General features: G+C 42.6%; 20 protein-coding genes. 14 read left to right on the plus strand and 6 right to left on the minus strand.

What is annotated here, in order from left to right; translation table 11 throughout:
* Positions 1–15: 15 nt before the first annotated feature.
* The 7 genes from NPE20_RS21045 to NPE20_RS21075 all read left to right on the plus strand — a co-directional run bounded on the left by NPE20_RS21045 (position 16) and on the right by NPE20_RS21075 (position 8,436).
* Positions 16–561, plus strand: a complete 546-nt coding sequence (locus tag NPE20_RS21045; RefSeq protein WP_256540680.1) for an inorganic diphosphatase — start codon at positions 16–18, stop codon at positions 559–561.
* Between the two features lie 8 nt (positions 562–569).
* On the plus strand, positions 570–1,910 hold the full coding sequence (locus NPE20_RS21050) for a hemolysin family protein (RefSeq protein ID WP_256540681.1): 1,341 nt from the start codon (positions 570–572) through the stop codon (positions 1,908–1,910).
* 12 nt (positions 1,911–1,922) lie between these two features.
* Positions 1,923–2,630: a 16S rRNA (uracil(1498)-N(3))-methyltransferase gene (locus NPE20_RS21055; protein ID WP_256540682.1), complete on the plus strand. Its 708-nt coding sequence runs from the start codon at positions 1,923–1,925 to the stop codon at positions 2,628–2,630.
* Between the two features lie 41 nt (positions 2,631–2,671).
* Positions 2,672–3,295: a DUF4159 domain-containing protein gene (locus NPE20_RS21060; RefSeq protein WP_256540836.1), complete on the plus strand. Its 624-nt coding sequence runs from the start codon at positions 2,672–2,674 to the stop codon at positions 3,293–3,295.
* 55 nt (positions 3,296–3,350) lie between these two features.
* Positions 3,351–3,848, plus strand: coding sequence for an acyl-CoA carboxylase biotin carboxyl carrier protein subunit (locus tag NPE20_RS21065; protein ID WP_256540683.1), 498 nt, complete (start codon positions 3,351–3,353; stop codon positions 3,846–3,848).
* Between the two features lie 108 nt (positions 3,849–3,956).
* Positions 3,957–7,061, plus strand: a complete 3,105-nt coding sequence (locus NPE20_RS21070) for a SusC/RagA family TonB-linked outer membrane protein (RefSeq protein ID WP_256540684.1) — start codon at positions 3,957–3,959, stop codon at positions 7,059–7,061.
* Positions 7,062–7,077: 16 nt separating this feature from the next.
* Positions 7,078–8,436 carry a RagB/SusD family nutrient uptake outer membrane protein gene (locus NPE20_RS21075; RefSeq protein WP_256540685.1) on the plus strand — a complete coding sequence of 453 codons (1,359 nt, stop codon included), beginning with the start codon at positions 7,078–7,080 and terminating at the stop codon, positions 8,434–8,436.
* 62 nt (positions 8,437–8,498) lie between these two features.
* Here NPE20_RS21075 and NPE20_RS21080 read toward each other — a convergent pair whose 3' ends face one another.
* The 5 genes from NPE20_RS21080 to NPE20_RS21100 all read right to left on the minus strand — a co-directional run bounded on the left by NPE20_RS21080 (position 8,499) and on the right by NPE20_RS21100 (position 11,468).
* Positions 8,499–9,047 carry an NUDIX hydrolase gene (locus NPE20_RS21080; protein WP_256540686.1) on the minus strand — a complete coding sequence of 183 codons (549 nt, stop codon included), beginning with the start codon at positions 9,045–9,047 and terminating at the stop codon, positions 8,499–8,501.
* Positions 9,034–9,447 carry a hypothetical protein gene (locus NPE20_RS21085; RefSeq protein ID WP_256540687.1) on the minus strand — a complete coding sequence of 138 codons (414 nt, stop codon included), beginning with the start codon at positions 9,445–9,447 and terminating at the stop codon, positions 9,034–9,036. The genes NPE20_RS21080 and NPE20_RS21085 overlap by 14 nt, the downstream gene beginning before the upstream one ends.
* A gap of 86 nt (positions 9,448–9,533) precedes the next feature.
* Positions 9,534–10,343 carry a TPM domain-containing protein gene (locus tag NPE20_RS21090; protein ID WP_354003283.1) on the minus strand — a complete coding sequence of 270 codons (810 nt, stop codon included), beginning with the start codon at positions 10,341–10,343 and terminating at the stop codon, positions 9,534–9,536.
* A gap of 6 nt (positions 10,344–10,349) precedes the next feature.
* Positions 10,350–10,784, minus strand: coding sequence for a TPM domain-containing protein (locus tag NPE20_RS21095; RefSeq protein WP_256540688.1), 435 nt, complete (start codon positions 10,782–10,784; stop codon positions 10,350–10,352).
* A gap of 105 nt (positions 10,785–10,889) precedes the next feature.
* Positions 10,890–11,468, minus strand: coding sequence for a LemA family protein (locus tag NPE20_RS21100; protein WP_256540689.1), 579 nt, complete (start codon positions 11,466–11,468; stop codon positions 10,890–10,892).
* A 203-nt stretch (positions 11,469–11,671) separates the two neighbouring features.
* Between NPE20_RS21100 and NPE20_RS21105 the strand changes: the two genes are divergently transcribed.
* Positions 11,672–13,960: a GH92 family glycosyl hydrolase gene (locus NPE20_RS21105; RefSeq protein ID WP_256540690.1), complete on the plus strand. Its 2,289-nt coding sequence runs from the start codon at positions 11,672–11,674 to the stop codon at positions 13,958–13,960.
* Between the two features lie 239 nt (positions 13,961–14,199).
* Here the strand turns inward: NPE20_RS21105 and NPE20_RS21110 are convergent, their stop codons facing one another.
* A complete protein-coding gene (locus NPE20_RS21110) occupies positions 14,200–14,769 on the minus strand; it encodes an RNA polymerase sigma factor (RefSeq protein WP_256540691.1) in 570 nt (189 codons plus the stop codon).
* 270 nt (positions 14,770–15,039) lie between these two features.
* Here NPE20_RS21110 and NPE20_RS21115 point away from each other — a divergent pair, with 270 nt between their 5' ends.
* The 6 genes from NPE20_RS21115 (at position 15,040) to nagA (ending at position 20,713) form a co-directional block, all read left to right on the plus strand.
* Positions 15,040–16,590 (plus strand): NAD(P)/FAD-dependent oxidoreductase, encoded by a 1,551-nt coding sequence (locus NPE20_RS21115; RefSeq protein WP_256540692.1) that lies wholly within the window; start codon positions 15,040–15,042, stop codon positions 16,588–16,590.
* A 183-nt stretch (positions 16,591–16,773) separates the two neighbouring features.
* The gene (rplM, locus tag NPE20_RS21120) at positions 16,774–17,211 is read left to right on the plus strand and encodes a 50S ribosomal protein L13 (protein WP_067062091.1); all 438 of its coding nucleotides are present in this window, start codon (positions 16,774–16,776) and stop codon (positions 17,209–17,211) included.
* A 24-nt stretch (positions 17,212–17,235) separates the two neighbouring features.
* Positions 17,236–17,622 (plus strand): 30S ribosomal protein S9, encoded by a 387-nt coding sequence (rpsI, locus tag NPE20_RS21125; protein ID WP_067062088.1) that lies wholly within the window; start codon positions 17,236–17,238, stop codon positions 17,620–17,622.
* A gap of 19 nt (positions 17,623–17,641) precedes the next feature.
* Entirely contained in the window at positions 17,642–18,496 is an 855-nt protein-coding gene (gene rpsB / locus NPE20_RS21130; RefSeq protein ID WP_256540693.1) for a 30S ribosomal protein S2, read from the plus strand.
* Between the two features lie 92 nt (positions 18,497–18,588).
* The gene (tsf, locus tag NPE20_RS21135) at positions 18,589–19,440 is read left to right on the plus strand and encodes a translation elongation factor Ts (RefSeq protein ID WP_256540694.1); all 852 of its coding nucleotides are present in this window, start codon (positions 18,589–18,591) and stop codon (positions 19,438–19,440) included.
* A gap of 151 nt (positions 19,441–19,591) precedes the next feature.
* The gene (gene nagA, locus NPE20_RS21140; RefSeq protein WP_256540695.1) at positions 19,592–20,713 is read left to right on the plus strand and encodes an N-acetylglucosamine-6-phosphate deacetylase; all 1,122 of its coding nucleotides are present in this window, start codon (positions 19,592–19,594) and stop codon (positions 20,711–20,713) included.
* Positions 20,714–20,719: the final 6 nt, after the last annotated feature.

Below are 20,719 nucleotides of genomic sequence, written 5' to 3' on the forward strand. Positions count from 1 at the left end.
ATAACATATAAATACATGAGTACACAACATCCCTGGCATCAGGTTTCACCGGGTGATAATATTCCTGAGATAGTAAACGCGATAATTGAGATACCTAAAGGATCTAAAGCGAAATATGAGATAGACAAAGAATCGGGCTTATTAAAGCTTGATCGTGTATTGTTCTCATCAGTAATGTATCCGGCCAATTATGGTTTCATTCCGCAAACTTATTGTGATGATAATGACCCATTGGACATTCTTGTACTTTGCTCGATAGACGTTTTCCCCATGTCTATCATCGAAGCTAAAGTAGTAGGTGTAATGCATATGGTTGATAATGGCGAGCAGGATGATAAGATCATCGCGGTAGCAAAAAACGACATGTCTGTTAATTATATAAACGACCTATCTGAATTGCCTCCACATGCTATGAAAGAAATTGTACGCTTTTTTAGCGATTATAAAGTGCTTGAGGGTAAGAATGTTACCATTGAGCATTTATTAGGCGTACGTTATGCGCATAAAGTTATCCAAGAAAGTTTAGAGTTGTATAAGTCTACTTTCCCTGTTTACAAATAAAATAATTAATGGACCCCGCACATTACGAAATTAGTGTTTTCTACATTTTCGCAACCATATTCCTGGTACTGCTAAACGGTTTTTTTGTGGCAGCAGAGTTTGCCATGGTTAGGGTTAGAGGGTCACAAATTGAACTAAGGGCCAAGTCGGGCAGCGGCGTAGCCAAAGTTGCACGAGGCATACTACATAATTTAGATGGTTACCTGGCCGCTACGCAGCTGGGTATTACCATTGCTTCCCTGGCGCTTGGTGTGGTAGGCGAAGGAGTGGTTACCAATATTGTATTAAGAGGTTTTTTATCTGTAGGTATTGAGCTTACTCCCGCTTTTGTTACCACCAGCCACATTCTATCATTTGTTGTTATTACCGTATTACATATTGTATTTGGTGAGTTGGCGCCAAAATCGCTGGCAATACAAAAGTCAGCAGGAACGGTTATGGCAGTATCTGTACCGCTGCGCTTTTTCTTTGTAGTTTTTAAACCCGCCATTTGGTTACTAAACGGGTTTGCTAATTTTATATTAAAGCTTTTTGGTATTACCACTTTAGAGGGCGGTGAAACACACCATAGCTCAGAAGAATTACAATACCTGTTAGAGCAGGGAAGGGAAACCGGCGCACTCGACTCGAACGAACATGAACTGATACAGAACGTGTTTGATTTTAACGAGCGTGTAGTGAAAAACATCATGGTACCACGTACTAAAATATCAGGTATTGAGGTTAGTACAGAGAAGGAAGAGCTGTTGGAACTGCTGATAACCGAAGGTTACTCGCGTATGCCGGTTTATGATGAGGTAATTGATAAGATAATAGGTATTGTTCACGCAAAAGATATTCTGCCTTTATTAGCCCGTAACGAGCCAATTGTGTTGAGGGATATTATCCGCAAGCCATATTTTATACCCGAGACCAAAAAGATCAATGATCTGATGGCCGAGTTGCAGCAAAAGCGCATACAGATAGCTATTGTATCTGACGAGTTTGGCGGTACTGCCGGTATGGTTACCCTGGAAGATATTGTTGAAGAGCTGGTTGGGGAGATACAGGATGAGTTTGACGAGGAGAAACCTATTGTTGAGAAACTTAACGACCGTGAATTTGTGGTGAATGCCCTTGCGCCGATATACGACGTGAACGAGCATCTGCCGCATGACCTGCCCGAGGATGGCGACTTTGATACCGTATCCGGGTGGTTGGGCCATATATTTGGTAAGATACCTGACGTAGGTGAGCAGAAAGAGAGTAACGGCTATAATATTACCGTACTAAAAAAATCTGACCAGAACATCGAATCTGTAAAACTGGAGCTACTGATAAACGAAGAGGATACTGTAGATTTGCATTAGTAATTAACTACCATGCAGCTTTTTTACACACCCGACATTGACCCTTCATTATCCCAATACTTTTTAAGCGAGGAAGAAAGCAAACATGCTGTACGTGTATTGCGCCTTGCCATAAGCGATGAGGTGACTCTAATAGACGGGAAAGGCGGACTGTATAAAGCCGAAATAAAAGATGCGCACCCAAAGCGCACCATCCTGCAAATAAACCAGGTTACCACAGAGTTTAATAAACGCAACCATTACCTGCACATTGCTATAGCACCCACAAAAAATTTAGATAGGGTAGAGTGGTTTTTAGAAAAAGCCACCGAAATTGGTATTGATGAGATCTCGCTTATTATCTGCCAGCGATCTGAACGAAAAGAAGCAAAGGCTGAGCGGCTGAACAAGATCATAACATCGGCCATAAAACAATCCATAAAGGCTTATCACCCGGTTTTAAACACCCCAGTTAATTTGAGCCAGTTTTTAAAACAACCTTTTGATGGGCAAAAGTTTATTGCACATTGTGATGATGGCGAAAAAGTTGAACTTGCACAATCTATTAAAAAACAAAACCGTTATTTGATACTGATAGGCCCCGAAGGCGACTTTACCCCTGCCGAAGTGGGTACTGCTTTGCAGAACGGGTATAAAGCCATAACTTTAGGTGAAAGCCGTTTACGTACCGAAACGGCCGCCCTTGAGGCCTGCTTCGAGGTGAATTTTTTAAACCGCTAAATGTGAGAAGATCTTTTTTTGTTACCGTAGCTATTGCTCTAATGTTTTGCATTAGTAGCTTTACTGCGCCGTCATACAAAATGGGCAGGCTTAAGTATAATGGCGGCGGCGACTGGTACGGCGACCGTACCGCCCTGGTTAACCTCATCAAATTTTGTAATGAAAATTTAAAAACAAATTTCCAGCCCGAAGAAGAGGTTGTTGAGGTAGGCAGCGACCAGATCTTCAATTACCCCTTTGTGTTTATGACCGGGCATGGCAATGTGATATTCAGCGATCAGGAAGCGCGTAACCTGCGTAAGTACTTAACCGGAGGCGGCTTTTTGCATATCGATGATAATTATGGATTTGATAAGTTCATTCGGCCGCAAATGAAAAAGGTTTTCCCCGAACTGGAATTTGTGGAACTGCCAACCAACTACGCCATCTATCATCAGAAATATAATTTTCCTACAGGTTTGCCCAAAATACACGAACATGACGGCAAACGGCCGCAGGGATTCGGCCTGATATACAAAGGGCGCCTGGTGTGTTTCTACACTTATGAGTGCGATTTAGGAAATGGCTGGGAGGATTATGGCACCTATGCCGGCGATAGCCAGGAAGCACGCCTGAAAGCCTTAAGAATGGGCGCCAATCTCATTCAATATATATTTACCAAATAGGCGTAAATATTCCGCTATTTCTTAAATTCGGAAATTCAGGTTCAGAAAATATTTTATGTACAAAATAAAGGTTAATAATAAGCACGATTTTGAAGTGGACAGAAAGGGCGATACCCTGCTGGTGAATAATAAAACTATCGATGCAGATATAAAACAGCTGAACGATCTGCTATACCATGTTATTAACGAAAACAGTTCATATAATGCCGAAGTAGTGAGCTTTGATCGTGAAGCAAAAACTGCCGAAATAAAAGTGAACAATAATATTTATACACTTACCGCCAAAGATCAGTTTGATGTGCTGCTTGACAAAATGGGATTAAGCAACTTAATGGCTGCTAAGGTAAGCGAGATAAAAGCCCCTATGCCCGGCATGGTGCTTAAAGTACTTGTTGAAGAAGGCGCCGAAGTTAAGAAGGGCGAAAACCTGTTTGTGCTGGAAGCCATGAAGATGGAAAATATCATTAAATCGCCGGCGGATGTAACTGTGAAAAATATTAAAATTAAACCAGGCGATAAAGTCGAAAAAGGACAAATACTGATGATGTTTTAGGTTAACTACCTATAAATCACAATAAAAGGCATAAGAAATTATGCCTTTTATTGTTTTGTAACAATTAAATTACGAACTTGATAGTCAAATCCACTAAATACATAGACTATGAAGAAAATTTTACTTTTATTTCTGTTGTTATTTACTGTTACCGCAGCCATTTGTCAAACAAGAGTGATAACCGGCAAGGTAACAGATCAGAAAGACGGATCACCTTTGCCTGGGGTAACGGTCTCTGTTATAGAATCGCCAACTGTTGGGGGCCAAACAGATATAAGCGGTAGTTTTCGCCTATCTGTACCCGCCAATGCAAAAACATTAACGTTTAGATTTATTGGCTATAAGGAGGCCAGGGCGCAAATTGAAGGCACAGTAATTAATGCCACACTTGTAAGCGATCCGAAACAGCTTACAGAGGTTGTTGTGGTTGGATACGGTACACAAAAACGTTCAAACATCACCGGATCTATCTCTTCAATATCATCTAAAGAGATAGAAGGCACACCTGTAACATCTATTCAACAAGCTATTCAGGGTAAGTCGGCAGGTGTGCTGGTGCAGGCCAATAACGGTAAATTAGGCCAGGGTATTAAAATAAACGTACGTGGTACAGCATCAATATCGGCAGGTACGCAACCTTTAATAGTATTGGATGGTATTGTACTTAACCAAACCAATATCTCGGGTGTTATTTCTGCTGCTTCTGACCCACTAGCTGATATCAATTTCAATGATATCGAATCGGTAGAGATACTTAAAGATGCGGCAGCATCTGCGATATATGGCGCAAGGGCGTCAAACGGTGTTATGCTGCTAACCTCTAAAAAAGGTAAAGCAGGCAAATCAAAAATTAATTTTATGGCACAATGGGGTAGTAGCAAACCGTCAAGGCGTCTTAAGTTTTTAAATTCGGATCAGTATATTCAGATACTTCGCCGTGCTGCTATTGGTGCCGGTAAATTAGATTTTGCCAACCAGGATCCGGATAATCCCGACTATGCCACTGTTGATGATGCAATTGCCGAAGAGCAGGATTTTGTGACCAGTAGACTTACACGTTACTCGGCAGGCAACACAAATTTTAATGCCGTTAATACTAATTGGGAAAGTTTGGCCTACCAAAAAGCACCACAGCAACAGTATGATTTGAACATTTCCGGTGGTAATGATAAAACTACTTATTATATAGGCGGCCAGTACCTTAACCAAAAGGGTATATTAAATGGTAATGGTTTTAAAAGATACTCAGGAAGAATAAATTTAAACACCAAGGTTTATACTAACCTTGATGTGGGTATGAACCTCAATTTTACCAGCGACCTGAACAACCGTTTATCATCAGATAACCAATTCTCGACGCCATTGCAAATTGTTGCGCTATCGCCGGTAACCCCAGTTATCGACCCGCGTACAGGACTCCTGAGTGGAACTTTGCCAGGAGAAGCTAGTAATTACCCTGTTTACTATAACCCGTTAATAAGTACTGCAAATTCTTATTACAATACAACTATATACCGTACCATTGGCAACATATACGCCAACTGGCAAATTATTAAAAACCTAAGTTTTAGAAGTGAGTTTGGGGTGGATCAAACTAATCAGAATGAAGATAGCTATTATGGCAGGCTAACTTTCCGTGACACCGGCACACCAAACGGATCAGGCCAGAACACAAATAACAGTATTATACATTATACGGTAAACAACTACTTTAATTATAAAAACACTTTTGCTACAGATCATTCTTTAGACGTAACATTAGGTACCAGTTATGAGTATAGCCATTTTGTGGGTAATGATGTGACAGGGCAGCAATTCCCTTCTGATGCTTATAAACAAATTGCATCGGCCGCGGTCATATCAGCGGGTTCATCATCACAAGACGAGTATAGCTTTGTGTCGTATTTTGCTAAGGCTAACTATGCATATAAAAGTAAATATCTGTTAAGTTTAAGCGCCAGGACAGATGCTTCATCAAGGTTTGGGGCAAACAACCGTTATGGCTTTTTCCCGGCTGCATCTGCCGGATGGATACTGAGTAACGAAGATTTCCTTAAGCAATCAAATGTGGTGAGCAACTTAAAACTTAAGGCAAGCTATGGGTTAACCGGTAACGCCGAGATAGCTAACTATGCAGCTTTGGGTTTATTTTCCGGCGACGCCGGGTACAACGGCGCTGCAGGCCAGCGATATTTTCAAATAGCCAACCCTAATCTTAAATGGGAAACCACTGCCCAGGTAGATGTGGGCGTTGAATTTGGACTATTTAACAATCGTTTCTCGGGCGAGTTTGATTACTATCGCAAAAACACCCGCGACCTGTTACTTAATGTAAATATACCGGGTACTTCAGGTATTTCCACGCAAACACAAAACCTTGGAAAGTTATATAACCAGGGTGTGGAACTGACTTTATCTGCCGATGTTTTTGTAGGGAAGTTTAAATGGACCACAAGCATTAATGCCGCTTACAATAAAAATATAGTAACATTTGTAAATGGCCAGATATTGGGTACAAATGATCTTAACCGTGTCATTGAAGGGCAGCCAATAGGTGTATTCTACGGTCGCGAGTATGCAGGCGTTGACCCGGCAAATGGGGACGCCCTTTACTACGTTAATAAAAAAGACGCCGACGGCAACCTTGACAGAAGCAAAACCAATGATTTTAACGTTGCCCAAAACGTAGTACTGGGTAACCCAACGCCAAAGTACATCGGCGGCTTTACTAACACATTCTCTTACTCAGGTTTTGACTTGTCGGTTACGCTGCAGGGCGCAGCCGGTAATAAGATATTCGCCGGGGGCGGCCAGTATATGAGCGCTAGTGCAAGCAATGGTTTTGACAACCAAACTGTAGACCAGATGAGCTATTGGGATAAACCTGGTGACATTACTAATGTACCCGAACCACGCTTATTTTATGGTAATGGTACCAACGCATCAAGCCGTTATTTATCCAGCGGTAGTTACCTAAGGTGTAAAACAGTATCGTTAGGCTATAGCATACCTAAAAACGTATTGGCCAAGGTAAAGCTTGAACGGGCACGGATATTTATGAATGCCTACAACCTATTTTTAATAACTAAATATAAAGGTTGGGATCCAGAAGTTAACGCGGATTACCAGGCAAGCAATATTAACCTCGGTGTTGATTTTTATTCAGCGCCGCAACCGCGTACCATCACCTTTGGAGTTAACATCGGATTGTAATTATAAAATTATAGCAATGAAAAATTTTAAATTAACCTACATAGCGGCGTTAAGCATTTTACTTTTGCTAACAGCCTGTAACAAGCAACTAGATTTAAAGCCTCACCAGCAGATAGAGCAAAACCAAGCTATACTAACATCAACCGATGTGCAGATAACCCTCATAGGAGCTTACAACAGGGCAGGCGTTGCTGATCTGTATAGCGGCAGCATATTTCTGGAAGCTGACCTCTTGGCCACGCAATCGGTAATTACCTGGACAGGTACTTATCAGGAACTTACACAGATAGTATCACAAACCATACCCAACGACAATGTTTTTATAGCCGACTTATGGCTGGCAGGCTACCAGGTAATTAATCAAACCAATAATGTATTAGCTAACCTGGATAAAGTAGATGCCGCCGAAAAAGATAGAGTTGAGGGCGAAGCCAAGTTTTTAAGGGGTATGGTATATTTTGACCTGGTAAGACTTTTTGGGAAAGCTTATAATGATGGAACCCCGACTACAAATTTGGGCGTACCAATAGTTTTAACTCCCACAAAGGCAATAGACGCGTCATCGCAGGTGGCGCGGGCCACAGTTGAAGATACCTACAAGCAGGCCATTGCCGATTTGACAGATGCAAAAGCCAAACTGCCGGAGGATAATTCTTTTTTTGCGAATAAGTTTGCAGCATCAGCTATACTGGCAAGGCTTTATCTCCAAAAAGGCGATTACCAAAATGCCCTCACTGAAGCTAATTATGTTATTACCACTGGGCCTTTTGAACTTAACAGCAACTATCAGGACGAGTTTCCCAATCCGGCCCAGGTGCATGTTGATAATACTCCTGAAGATATTTTTGCCATACAGGTCACCCCTCAGCAGGGAACTAATAGCCTTAATACTTATTATGCCTCGTCTGATAACAGCGGTCGTGGGGATGTGGTGATAAGGCAGGCTTTTTTAAACAGCTTTGAAGCAGGCGACGAGCGTTTAAATATGTATTATTTAGATGGGGAGGATAACCGCACAAGTAAATTTGATAATCCGTATGGCAACGTACACGTGGTTAGGCTTGCCGAAATGTACCTGATACGTGCCGAGGGTAATCTGCGCAGATCATCATCAATAGGTGCCTCGCCTGCAAGTGATATTAATACCATAAGAGAACGTGCCGGCCTTGATCCGTTAAACACCGTTGACCTGGCAGCAATAATTGCAGAGCGGCGCCATGAACTTGCTTTTGAAGGTGGGTTTTTCCTGCATGATGCAAAGCGTTTAGCACAAAACGTTGGTGCATTGCCGTATAGTTCGCCTAAGCTGGTATTCCCTATACCATTGCGCGAAATAAACGCCAATCCTAATTTAAAGCAAAACGAAGGTTATTGAACATAATTTTAAAAGCCCGGGACGTAATATCCCGGGCTTTTATGATTATTAAAAAGTAAGGTTTATAATTCGTCCAGCTTCATCAGCGCATAAAACAGCCCGGTGCAATGCAGCGCCTGGGCTATTTTATTATCAGCCAATAGTTGTTTTACTTCGGCAATAGTATACTCTTCTACTATAAGCTCCTCATGCTCGTCAAGAGACTGCTCCTGTACTTTTTTGCCGCCTTTGGCCAAGTAGCAATATGTTTTATTATTTGCTGTAGATGGGTTAGCGTAAATGGTGCTTATTAGTTCGATATTATCAAACTCGTACCCGGTCTCTTCCAGTAACTCGCGGAGCATGCCCGCTTCCGGGTCTTCGCCATCTTCAATTACACCGCCGGGTATTTCAAGCGATACAATGTTGGCAGCATGCCTGTACTGGCGTACCATTATTACTTTATTGTCTTCGGTTAAGGCTACGGCATTTGCCCAGTTGGGGTATTCCAGTACATAGTATTGTTCAACAATGCGGCCATCGGGCATTTCGCATTTGTCGCTGCGTAGGGTCGCCCAGGGGCCTTTATGTATATAAGTGGATGAACAGGTTTTCCAGTTAAGTTCGGTCATGTGTGTTCTTAAAGTAATTATAGATGGTGTTTCTTTTGGTGATATTATCAAAAGATTCGTAATGATGCTGCGTTTCCAGCAGGTTAAATATTATAAGGACTTTGTCAAGTATACCAGCGGTTTTGTCATCATTATTAAAGGGCTCGGCAAATACATAAAACATCTGGCCCAGGGCATTCAGTTTCTCAGATGTGTAGCCTGCATCAATAAGGTGTTTTTTGAAACCTTCTTCGTCCAGTTTTAACAGTCCTTCCAATTCGGCATTGTACTCCTCGTCCAAAACCTCATTAAAGTATTTTAAATACTCTTCGTATTCACCTTCGGCCTTCAGGCCTAAAAGTTTAGCAAGCATCAGGGCGAATTTACGCGCCTCGTTCATTATAAAATCACGCTGAAACATGGGTTTAGAGATTAGTGGTTTGTGATTAGAAGTTAGGCCGTGCGACTATCTTTTGTCTTTAATCTTCCCGTCCTTTATCTAAGCTTTTACCAGCTGCCGCTACTTCCGCCACCGCCGCCGCTTCCGCCGCCAAAGCCGCCGAAACCACCACCGCCGCCTCCGCCAAAACCTCCGCCACCACCAGAGAAACCTCCCCAGTCGTTGCCGCTGCTACGGCCTCCGCCACCAAGCATACTGCCTGCCAGGAACCACCAGAATGGGCTTGCGCCGCCACGGCTGCCAATAATACGGCCTCCGCCACCACCGCCGCCACGCTTACGGAATATAATGATGAGTATAACCACTACAATAATAACAATGAAACCTACAGGGCCACCGTTATTATTACCTTTAGCTTTTTTTGCCTCGGCTTTGTACTCGCCCTTCATGGCTTTAATAATATTGTCAGTTGCAGCATCCAATCCGCCATAGTAGTCGTTTGCTCTAAAATGCGGCTTCATGTCATTTTGAATGATCTGCTGGGTGGTAATATCGGGTAAAGCACCTTCGGCACCATAGCCCGTTTGGATAGACATTTTGCGGTCTTTAATAGCAACCAGCACCAAAATGCCGTTGTTTTTCTCCTTACTGCCAATCCCCCATTTTCTTAATAGCTCAGCACCGTACTGATTTATATCATAATCGCCGGTTGACGGGATAATAACCACTGCTACCTGTGTAGAAGTAGAATCGTTGTACGCTGTCAGTTTATCTTCAAGTTTTATCTTATCAGATGCAGATAGTGTATTTGTATAATCGGTAACCAGGGTGCCGGATTTTTCAGGAATATCCTGCGAGAAGGCGGTACTTATGCAGAGCATCAGTACCAGCCATAATATCGTTTTCTTTAACATCATTTGTTGTTAATTGCCATCCATAAAGGCGATGTCGTCGGGAAGTTCGTTCTTATCGTTTGCTGCGTACGGGAAATACTTTTTCAATTGCTCGCCGGCTTCTGTAACGCCGGTAACAATACCCTCTACCAGGTTGCCATATTTAAAATGGTTCAGCATGTTTTCTTTGGTCGCGTCCCAAAAATCAGCAGGAACAACGCTATTAATACCTGCATCGCCAATTATGGCAAACTTACGGTCAACTGTGGCCACATAAATAAGTACGCCGTTGCGTAGTTTAGTTTTATGCATTTCCAGCTGTGTGAAATATTTTACAGCACGGTCCAGCGGGTCATCGCTGCAGGTTTTTTCCATACAAACGCGCACTTCGCCCGATGTGTTCTTTTCGGCGTCGGCCACGGCTTTTTGTATCCGCTGCTGTTCCTCTTCGGTAAATACTGCCATCTGGGTAATTAGTAATTTAATGAATTGTAGATTTAGTGATTTAAAAGATGAGTTAGCGAAAAGCAATTCTTAAATCACTAATTCGCTAACTCAATAATTCACTAATTAGAATTGCACTTTCGGTGCTTTCTCAGAACCGGCCTCACCCTGGAAGTATCCTTTTTCTGCAAAGCCAAATATTTTTGCGGTAATATTAGCCGGGAACGAACGGATCTTGCTGTTATATGTTTGCACCGATTCGTTAAAATCGCGACGGGCTACAGAGATGCGGTTCTCAGTACCTTCCAATTGTACCTGTAGGTTCCTGAAAGCATCGTTAGCCCTAAGGGTAGGGTAGTGTTCTGATGCTACAAGCAATCTGCTAAGCGCGGTGCTTAACTGGCCTTGTGCCTGTTGATATTGTTGTATGCTCTCTGGTGTAAGCTTAGTTGGGTCAACCTGTATAGATGTAGCCCTTGCGCGTGCGTTGGTTACTTCGGTAAGTGTACCTTTTTCAAAGTTGGCTTCGCCTTTTACGGTTGATACCAGGTTAGGTATAAGGTCGCTACGGCGTTGGTACTGTGTTTGCACCTGGCCCCATTTGCCTTTAACGTTCTCGTCAGATTTTACCATGCCATTGTAACTGCAACCGCCCATTAAGGCTAATACTACTACAACAGCTATTACGATCAATAAATTTTTCATTGTGTGTTTTTATGTTATTTATGGTGATGTGAATTTACAAATTAGATTACAAAACCCATACCGATGTTACAAAACGTAACAATTACGCCATAATGGCAATAATTGGCTGTGTAAATGTAATTAAATACGGCTAACAAGCTATATGATTTTATATTTGCCAACGTTAACGCATTACTGATCACGCAATATCACTACTTTAATAAATGAAGAAAATATTTTCCGCTCTTTTAATTTGCGCAGGCTTGCATGCTGCCGCTCAAAACACGCACGAAAATTTAGTTCAATACGTAAAGCCTATTATTGGCACACAACGGATGGGCCACACCTACCCGGGCGCAACAGTACCGTTTGGTATGGTGCAGCTTAGCCCGGAAACCGATACCGCCAGTTACGAACTTAACGGCAAATACAACCCCAAGGTTTATGAATACTGCGCCGGCTACCAGTACGAAGATAAAACCATTGTAGGTTTTAGTCACACCCACTTTAGCGGTACAGGTCACTCGGACCTGGGCGATTTTTTAATTATGCCAACTGTTGGCCAGTTAAAATTAAACCCTGGCGTGGCTGATAAACCGGGCAGCGGTTACCGCTCGGCCTTTTCGCATGCTAACGAAGTAAGCGCGGCTAATTACTACAAAGTAAAGCTGGATGCTTCAAACATTACTGCCGAAATGACCACCAGCGCACGTGTTGGTTTCCATCAATACACCTTCCCAAAGTCAGATCAATCGCATATTATATTGGATCTTATGGCTGGGATCTATAACTATCCCGACAAAACCGTTTGGACTTACGTGAAACTGCTAAACGATAGTACGCTGGTAGGTTACCGCCAAACAAATGGCTGGGCACGTACCCGTACCTTGTACTTTGCTATGGCCTTTAACAAAAAGTTTGTTCAGCATGGGTTTAAGAAATACGATAAACGCGAAGTATACGGTGGTTTCTGGGGTAAATTCAATCAATCAAAAAACTTCCCCGAGATAGCTGGTAAACAGATTCGCGCTTACTTTGATTTTAAAACCGAAGAAGGCGAGAAGATAAAGATAAAATTTGCGCTGTCGCCGGTGAGCATGGACGGCGCCCTGGCTAATATGCAAGCCGAAGTACCGGGCTGGGATTTTGAAAAAGTAAAAGCCGACGGACAAAAACTTTGGGAAACCGAATTGGAGAAAATTACCGTTAATGCCAGTACCGAGCGTAAACAAGACTTTTACACCGCCATGTATCATACCATGATAAACCCAACCATTTATATGGATGTTGACGGGCAGTACAAAGGCCTTGACCAAAATATACACAAGGCAGATGGCTTTACCAACTATACAACCTTCTCGTTATGGGATACTTATCGCGCCTTGCATCCACTGTTTAATATTATACAGCCGCAGCGTAATGCCGATATGGTAAAATCAATGATGGTACATTTTGACCAAAGCCCCGAAAAGATGCTGCCGGTGTGGAGTAACTCGGCTAACGAAAACTGGTGTATGAGCGGTTACCACAGTGTGGCCGTAATTGCCGATGCCGTTGTTAAAGGAAATGCCCCTTTTGATGCTGAGAAAGCATTGGATGCCTGTGTAACCACAGCACGCCATCGTAGTTATGAGGGTATTGGCGAGTATATGGATAAAGGGTACATCCCTGACGAAAAAACAGGCGTATCGGTATCTAATACTTTAGAGTATGCTTATGACGATTGGGCTATAGCACAAATGGCTAAAAAGCTGGGTAAAACAGATATCTACAATGAGTTTATTAAACGCAGCGAAAATTATAAAAATGTATATGATGCTAAATCGGGCTTTATGAGGCCGCGACTGGCAGACGGTACATTCCGCGTTAAGTTTGACCCTTTAAGCACAATTAACGAGGGTTTTATTGAAGGTAATGCCTGGAATTATACTTTATTTGCTCCGCAAGACCCATCCGGTTTAATAAAACTGATGGGCGGCAATAAACGTTTTGTAGGTTACCTTGATTCGTTGTTTACGATGAACCTGCCCGATAAATACTTTGCCGAAACAGAAGATATTACCCGCGATGGTATAATTGGTAACTATGTGCATGGTAACGAGCCATCACATCACGTAGCATATCTATACAACTGGACAGATAAGCCATGGAAAACACAGGAACGCATCCGTATGATATTACCACGTATGTACAAACCAACGCCAGATGGTTTAGGTGGGAATGATGATACTGGCCAAATGAGCGCCTGGTACATATTCAGCTCGATGGGTTTTTATCCTGTAGCACCGGGTTCTGTTGATTATTCTCTTGGCAGCCCGTCTGTTAACAACGCGGTTATACAAGTTGGCAATGGTAAAACGTTTAACATCACCGTTAAAAACCAAAGCGAAAAAAATGTTTATGTGCAGAAGATGATGCTTAACGGCAAACCATATAACAAGTTATCAATAACCCACCAGGATATTATGAATGGCGGCGAAATGGTATTTTACATGAGCAATAAGCACAAGTAAAAGCTGGTTATTAAAGAATAGAGAGTGGTTGATTGGTTATCCGGTCGACCACTTTTTTGTTTTAGGGGATTGTTGTGGCAGTGGAGGGGTGAGATTTCACCGGTTGATTTATTGATTAACCTGACGGGCTTGTCAGTAGGTAATCAATAAATCATGTGGAGTTAGGTTGGTATTAGTTAACCTTAAAATCAAAGGCTATTCTGTGAATTCTTAAATTCAAGAAAATTCTGATTCAGAAATTATCCTGCCATGCAGTGGCTTTCTCTTAAAGCCAGTTCATTTAGCTTGTTTTTAAGCAATGTGCGGGCACGATATAATGTAGTACGCGATAATAATTCGGTCATACCCAATTTGCTGCTTATTTCCTGGTGAGAAAATCCTTCAATAGCGTACATGTTAAAAACAGAACGATAAGTTGATGGCAGTTCCTGCACCATGTTCATCAGATCGCGGGCCTCTAAGCCATTATCATTGTAACTATTGCTTACAGGGATGTTTTGCTCAGCAAAATCATCAACCAATACAGTGCTTTTAGCTTTACGGTAACGTGATATTGCACTGTGTACCATAATACGGCGAATCCAGCCTTCAAGACTTCCTTCGCCTCGGTAGTTGTTCATGTTTTTAAACATTTTAATAAAGCCTTCCTGTAATATGTCTTGGGCTTCATCTTTATCTTTAGCATAACGCATGCAAACCGCAAGCATTTTTGGCGCTAACATCTTATATAACATTTCTTGTTGTTTGCGATCGTTACGCATACAGCCCTCCCAGAGTGTTTGTAAGCGGTTATCAACGGTAGTCATCATCTTTTTACTATTTAATTCTATTTCGACATGTGCCAAAACTCAGCCGTAATCATAACTTATTGATTGTCAGTTGAATTGATTTTAAAACGAATTGTGTAAGTGTTCGCTATCGTACAGTTACCGTTCTTTACCGTACGGAAGGATTAAAGGTGGGTTTAGGAATGTGATAGACCTCCTGTGGTTAAAATAAGAATGCAACCTACCAACTAAATACTGCTAACTGAAAATAGTATCTTTGCCCCATCCGGGATAAAAACCCGGCATTGTAACATGACAAAAGAAGTAGAAATTGTTTGCCCCCCGGGGCAACAGGAAGATGAAGCGGTTTTAATCGCACTGGCATCCGCCGCCATAAATATCCCACAACAAAGAATTAACGGAATCAAAATACTGAAACGTTCTATCGACGCGCGTGGCCGTAAGGTGCTTTATAGGATGCAGGTGCGGGTGTTTATAGACGAACCCGTACAAACCGAGATCTACCATCCCGAATATAAAAATGTAAAGGATGCCAAACGGGTTATTATAGTAGGTGCCGGCCCTGCGGGGATCTTTGCCGCTTTGCAATGTATCGGGCAGGGGCTTAAACCTGTTATACTGGAACGTGGCAAGGATGTTAAACAACGCCGCCGCGATCTGGCTAATATTAATAAACAAGGCCTGGTAAATCCGGAATCCAATTATTGCTTTGGCGAGGGTGGGGCAGGAACCTACTCTGATGGTAAGCTTTACACCCGTAGTACCAAACGTGGCGACGTTAATGGCGTGTTAAAAACCTTTGTAGCCCATGGCGCAACCGAAGATATTTTGGTAGACGCCCGCCCGCATATTGGCACCAACAAGCTACCGCAAATAATAACCGCCATGCGCGAAAGTATTATGGAGGCCGGTGGCGAAGTTTTGTTTGATACCAAAGTTGCCGCTTTACTGGTTGAGTTTGGTAAAATAAAAGGGGTACAACTGGTAAATGGCGAAAAACTTTTGGCCGATGCGGTAATACTGGCAACCGGCCACTCGGCGCATGATGTTTTCAGGATGCTGCACAGCCAGGATATATTAATAGAGGCCAAACCTTTTGCCCTGGGTGTACGCATTGAACATCCGCAGGAGATTATTGACCGTGCCCAGTACCACTGCGAGTACCGCGGCCCCGATCTGCCACCGTCATACTATAACCTTGTTGAGCAGGTTGAAGACCGTGGCGTGTTCTCCTTTTGCATGTGCCCCGGTGGTATCATAGCTCCGTGTGCAACCGCGCAGGACGAGATAGTGGTGAACGGCTGGAGCCCATCAAAACGAAACAATCCTTTTGCCAACTCGGGTACGGTGGTGCAAATAAATATGGATGATGTAAAGGGTGATATGAACGACCCCTTCCGGATGCTGAACTTTCAGCAGCAGGTAGAGCACCTGGCTTTTAAAGCGGGCGGCGGTAACCTCGTAGCCCCGGCTCAGCGCATGGTTGATTTTGTGGAAGGCCGTGGATCTATTGATCTGCCCGAAAACTCTTACCTGCCCGGCTGTAAAAGTGTCGACCTGAAAGAAGTACTGCCCGATTGGATCCATAGCCGTCTGCGTAAGGCGTTGCCGGCATTCGGCCGCAAAATGAAGGGCTATTATACTAACGAGGCGATACTGGTAGGGGTAGAGTCGCGCACATCATCTCCCATAAAAATTCCCCGTGACCGCGAAACTTTTCAGCACCCGCAGGTTGCAGGGTTGTTTCCATGCGGGGAAGGCGCGGGCTATGCAGGCGGTATAATCTCGGCCGCAATTGATGGCGTTAATTGTGCCGATGGGGTAGTGAAATATTTTAGTTAAAGACATTTCCTTCGATGCGTTAGTTGCAAAGAATAATTCACTTTGCAACCGCTCTCTTAATCACGCTGATAACTGTAATTAACTAATCGCAAAAACCATTTGTAAATTAGACAAATAGGCGTATCTTTGCAGTCCCGTAATTACGGGGTAAAGTATACGTTTAATAAATTTAATTTAAAGCAAGTGAATACGTTAAGTTACAAAACTGTCTCAGCCAACAAGAAAACCGTTAATAAAGAATGGGTTGTTGTTGATGCAAACAATGAGATTTTGGGGCGCTTGTGTACTAAGATCGCGATGATGATCAGAGGTAAACACAAGCCAGGGTTCACCCCACACGTAGACTGCGGAGATAATGTAATTGTTATCAATGCAGACAAGGTTAAACTGACCGGAAACAAATTCAGCGAAAAGCAGTATGTTTCTTATACTGGTTATCCAGGTGGTCAGCGTTTCATTTCTCCGAAAGAGTTAATGGCAAAGCATCCTGAGCGTGTGATTGAAAAAGCTGTACGTGGTATGTTACCTAAAAATCGTTTAGGTCGTGCTATCTATGGTAACCTGCATGTTTACGCAGGTGCAGAGCATCCTCATGCCGCTCAAAATCCAACAACCATTTAATTTTAATTCAAAGGAGAAAAGAAAATGCCAACAACTAACACTTCAGGCAGAAGAAAAACAGCTGTTGCCCGTATCTATTTGAACGATGGCACAGGTGTTATTACCGTTAACGGTAAAGATTACAAAGAGTATTTCCCAACTCTACCATTACAGTACATTGTTATGCAATCAACAGAAGTTTCTGGCTCTGCCGGTAAATTTGATGTTAAAGTAAATGTAGCTGGTGGTGGTGTAAAAGGACAGGCAGAAGCCGTACGTTTAGCTATTGCGAAAGCTATTGTTGAACTGGATCCGGAAAAGAAACCAGCATTACGCGCTAAAGGTTTAATGACACGTGATGACCGTATGGTTGAGCGTAAGAAACCAGGACGTAAGAAAGCACGTAAGAAATTCCAATTCAGTAAACGATAATTTAAGGAGGACACAAACAATGGCAAGAACAACATATCAGGATTTACTGGATGCAGGTGTACACTTTGGTCACCTTACCCGTAAATGGGATCCGAAAATGTCACAGTACATTTTCATGGAGCGTAATGGTATCCACATTATAGATTTAAACAAAACCTTATCAAAGGTTGAAGAAGCTGCTGCAGCAATAAAACAAATTGTAAAATCAGGTCGTAAAGTATTATTCGTAGCTACAAAGAAACAAGCGAAAGATATCGTAGCTGAATATGCAAAAGGCGTAAACATGCCTTATATCACCGAGCGTTGGTTAGGTGGTATGTTAACCAACTTTGCTACCGTACGTAAGTCAATCAAAAAGATGTCTAACATCGATAAATTGACTAAAGACGGTACTTACAGCAACCTTTCTAAAAAAGAGCGTTTGATGATACAGCGTGAGCGTATCAAATTAGAAACATTGTTAGGTGGTATCGCGGATCTTAACCGTTTACCTGCTGCATTGTTCCTTATCGACGTTAAGAAAGAGCACATCGCGGTATCTGAAGCTTTAAAGCTTAACATACCAACATTTGCAATGGTTGATACAAACTCTGATCCTTCAAACATCGATTTCCCTATTCCGGCGAATGACGATGCTACCAAATCAATTTCATTGATCACCGGCATTATCATCAAAGCTATTGAAGAAGGTTTAGATGAGCGTAAACGCGAGAAAGAAGACGAAACTGAGAAAGAAGCTGCTGCTGCTAAAGCAAAAGCTGATGCACCAGAAGTAGCTGACCGCTCTGAAGGTGGCAAAAGAAAAAGGACTGCAGAAGTAACAGCTGAGGCTGCTGAAACTGAAGCCCCTGCTGCTGATTCAACAGAAGAATAATATTAGGTTGTAAGGGTTGTAGAAGTTATAGGCATGAGCCTTGTAACTTTTGCAACCCTTGTAACATCTACAACTTTTTAAAACTAAAAAACATGTCTACAGTACAAATATCTGCATCAGATGTAAACAAACTGCGCCAGCAAACAGGTGCGGGCATGATGGATTGCAAGAAAGCTTTAACAGAAACCAATGGCGATTTTGAAGCTGCCATTGATTTTTTAAGAAAAAAAGGCGCTAAAGTTGCCGCCAGCCGCCAGGATCGCGAATCAAACGAAGGTGTTGTTATAGCACGTACTTCTGAAGATTTTAAACGTGGTGTTGTTATCGAGCTTAACTGCGAAACAGATTTCGTAGCTAAAAATGCCGAGTTTGTTGCTTTTGGTAACGCTATTGCAAACATAGCGGTTGAAAACAAGCCTGCTACTATCGAAGAACTTTACAACCTTGAGATCGACATCGAAAACTCACGTGTTAAAATTGGTGATGCTATCATCGACAAAACAGGTAAGATCGGCGAAAAAATTGGTGTATCTAAATACGAAGTTATTGAAGGCGATAAAGTTGTTGCTTACATACACGGTAACTACCGTTTAGGTGTATTGGTTGGTTTAAGCAAAGCTGTTGCCGGTGCTGATGAAGCAGGTAAAGATGTTGCAATGCAAATTGCTGCTATGAACCCTGTAGCAATTGATAAAGACGGTGTTGACGCTACTACTATTGAGCGCGAAACCGAAATTGCTAAAGAGCAGATTCGTGCTGAAGGTAAACCAGAAGAAATGGTTGAAAAGATCGCTGCTGGTAAGCTTAACAAATTCTACAAAGATTCTACTTTATTAAACCAGGAGTTTGTTAAAGACTCTTCTAAAACTGTTGCACAGTTCTTAGATACGGTTGATAAAGGCCTAACCGTTACCGCGTTTAAGCGAGTTGCTTTAGGAGCTTAATTATATTATCCCCCTCGTATTAACGAGGGGGATTTTTTTTGCCCTTTTGTTTAGAAGGGTTTGCAGAGGCGTAATCTTCACGTCTTTTTTGCTTGAACAAAGCAGTCAATGCTCTGTTCATACGATGGGTTAACAATCATATTTGGACACTATGATAAAAGCACTTCATAATCTTCAGCTAATATCGGACGGCAGCATCGCCAAAGGCAAAGCCGTTTTAATTGATGGCAGCAAAATCAAAGCTATTATTGATGATACAGCTTTCCCTGCGGATGCTGAAAAGAAAGACCTTAATGGCGCCTATCTTGCACCGGGATTTATAGATCTGCAGATCTATGGCAGCGGAGGTAAACTGTTTGCCGGTAAACCCGAAGTTGCTGCGCTGCAACGCATGGAAGACGACCTGCTAAATCAGGGAACAATAGGTTTCTTTGCTACCATAGGTACCAATACAAATGACATAGTTGAAGCGGGTATAATAGCTGCTAAAGAGTACCGCTCAAAAGCCAGGGGTAACTTTTGGGGTATCCACCTGGAAGGGCCATATTTAAACCCAGCCAAAAGAGGCGCGCATCCCGAAAAATATATAAAGAAAGCAACCCTGGCCGAAGTTAAAGGTTGGGTAGAGCAGGCTGACGGTGTTATTGCGATGATAACCATAGCGCCCGAACTGCAGGACCAGGAAGTGATAGACTATCTGCATGCGCAGGGCATCATCATCTCATCGGGCCATAGCAACGCGAGTTATGAACAGGGGAAAGGTTTTTTAAATAAACCTATACCGGCGGTAACGCATTTGTTTAATGCCATGCCGCAAATGCATCACCGCGAACCGGGTTATATCCCCGCTATATTTGAGGAAAAACCATATGCCAGCATTGTGGCCGATGGCAACCATGTGGATTGGGCGATGATCCGTTTGGCTAAGCGCGAATTGGGCGATAAGTTATACCTAATCACTGATGCGGTTACCGCAGCAACAGAGGGTACTTACCAGCACCAGTTGGTTGGCAATAAATATGTAATGCCCGATGGCACATTATCCGGCTCTAGTTTAACTATGCTGAAAGCCGTGCAGAATTGCGTTGAATATGTAGGTATAGATCTGGCCGAGGCTGTTAATATGGCATCGTTATACCCTGCACAACTGGCTTCTAAAAAAACAAGAGGTAGGGTTGACGCCGGCTACGACGCCGATCTGATCGTATTTAACGACAAATATGAAACCATTGCAACTATATTGCGGGGGAATTATTTAACGCCTACTACATAAAATTTT

Source organism: Mucilaginibacter aquariorum, assembly GCF_024498135.1.
Taxonomy (GTDB): Bacteria; Bacteroidota; Bacteroidia; order Sphingobacteriales; family Sphingobacteriaceae; genus Mucilaginibacter; species Mucilaginibacter aquariorum.

Coding starts and splice junctions, on each gene's coding strand:
- NPE20_RS21090 (WP_354003283.1), bottom strand. CDS start 10,343: ATGATGTTAAAGAAAACGATATTATGGCTGGTACTGATGCTCTGCATA.
- rpsB (WP_256540693.1), top strand. CDS start 17,642: ATGGCAAGAACAACATATCAGGATTTACTGGATGCAGGTGTACACTTT.
- NPE20_RS21080 (WP_256540686.1), bottom strand. CDS start 9,047: ATGACCGAACTTAACTGGAAAACCTGTTCATCCACTTATATACATAAA.
- NPE20_RS21100 (WP_256540689.1), bottom strand. CDS start 11,468: ATGAAAAATTTATTGATCGTAATAGCTGTTGTAGTAGTATTAGCCTTA.
- rpsI (WP_067062088.1), top strand. CDS start 17,236: ATGCCAACAACTAACACTTCAGGCAGAAGAAAAACAGCTGTTGCCCGT.
- NPE20_RS21055 (WP_256540682.1), top strand. CDS start 1,923: ATGCAGCTTTTTTACACACCCGACATTGACCCTTCATTATCCCAATAC.
- nagA (WP_256540695.1), top strand. CDS start 19,592: ATGATAAAAGCACTTCATAATCTTCAGCTAATATCGGACGGCAGCATC.
- NPE20_RS21070 (WP_256540684.1), top strand. CDS start 3,957: ATGAAGAAAATTTTACTTTTATTTCTGTTGTTATTTACTGTTACCGCA.
- tsf (WP_256540694.1), top strand. CDS start 18,589: ATGTCTACAGTACAAATATCTGCATCAGATGTAAACAAACTGCGCCAG.
- NPE20_RS21115 (WP_256540692.1), top strand. CDS start 15,040: ATGACAAAAGAAGTAGAAATTGTTTGCCCCCCGGGGCAACAGGAAGAT.
- NPE20_RS21085 (WP_256540687.1), bottom strand. CDS start 9,447: ATGTTTCAGCGTGATTTTATAATGAACGAGGCGCGTAAATTCGCCCTG.
- NPE20_RS21095 (WP_256540688.1), bottom strand. CDS start 10,784: ATGGCAGTATTTACCGAAGAGGAACAGCAGCGGATACAAAAAGCCGTG.
- NPE20_RS21060 (WP_256540836.1), top strand. CDS start 2,672: ATGTTTTGCATTAGTAGCTTTACTGCGCCGTCATACAAAATGGGCAGG.
- NPE20_RS21065 (WP_256540683.1), top strand. CDS start 3,351: ATGTACAAAATAAAGGTTAATAATAAGCACGATTTTGAAGTGGACAGA.
- NPE20_RS21105 (WP_256540690.1), top strand. CDS start 11,672: ATGAAGAAAATATTTTCCGCTCTTTTAATTTGCGCAGGCTTGCATGCT.
- NPE20_RS21045 (WP_256540680.1), top strand. CDS start 16: ATGAGTACACAACATCCCTGGCATCAGGTTTCACCGGGTGATAATATT.
- NPE20_RS21050 (WP_256540681.1), top strand. CDS start 570: ATGGACCCCGCACATTACGAAATTAGTGTTTTCTACATTTTCGCAACC.
- NPE20_RS21075 (WP_256540685.1), top strand. CDS start 7,078: ATGAAAAATTTTAAATTAACCTACATAGCGGCGTTAAGCATTTTACTT.
- NPE20_RS21110 (WP_256540691.1), bottom strand. CDS start 14,769: ATGATGACTACCGTTGATAACCGCTTACAAACACTCTGGGAGGGCTGT.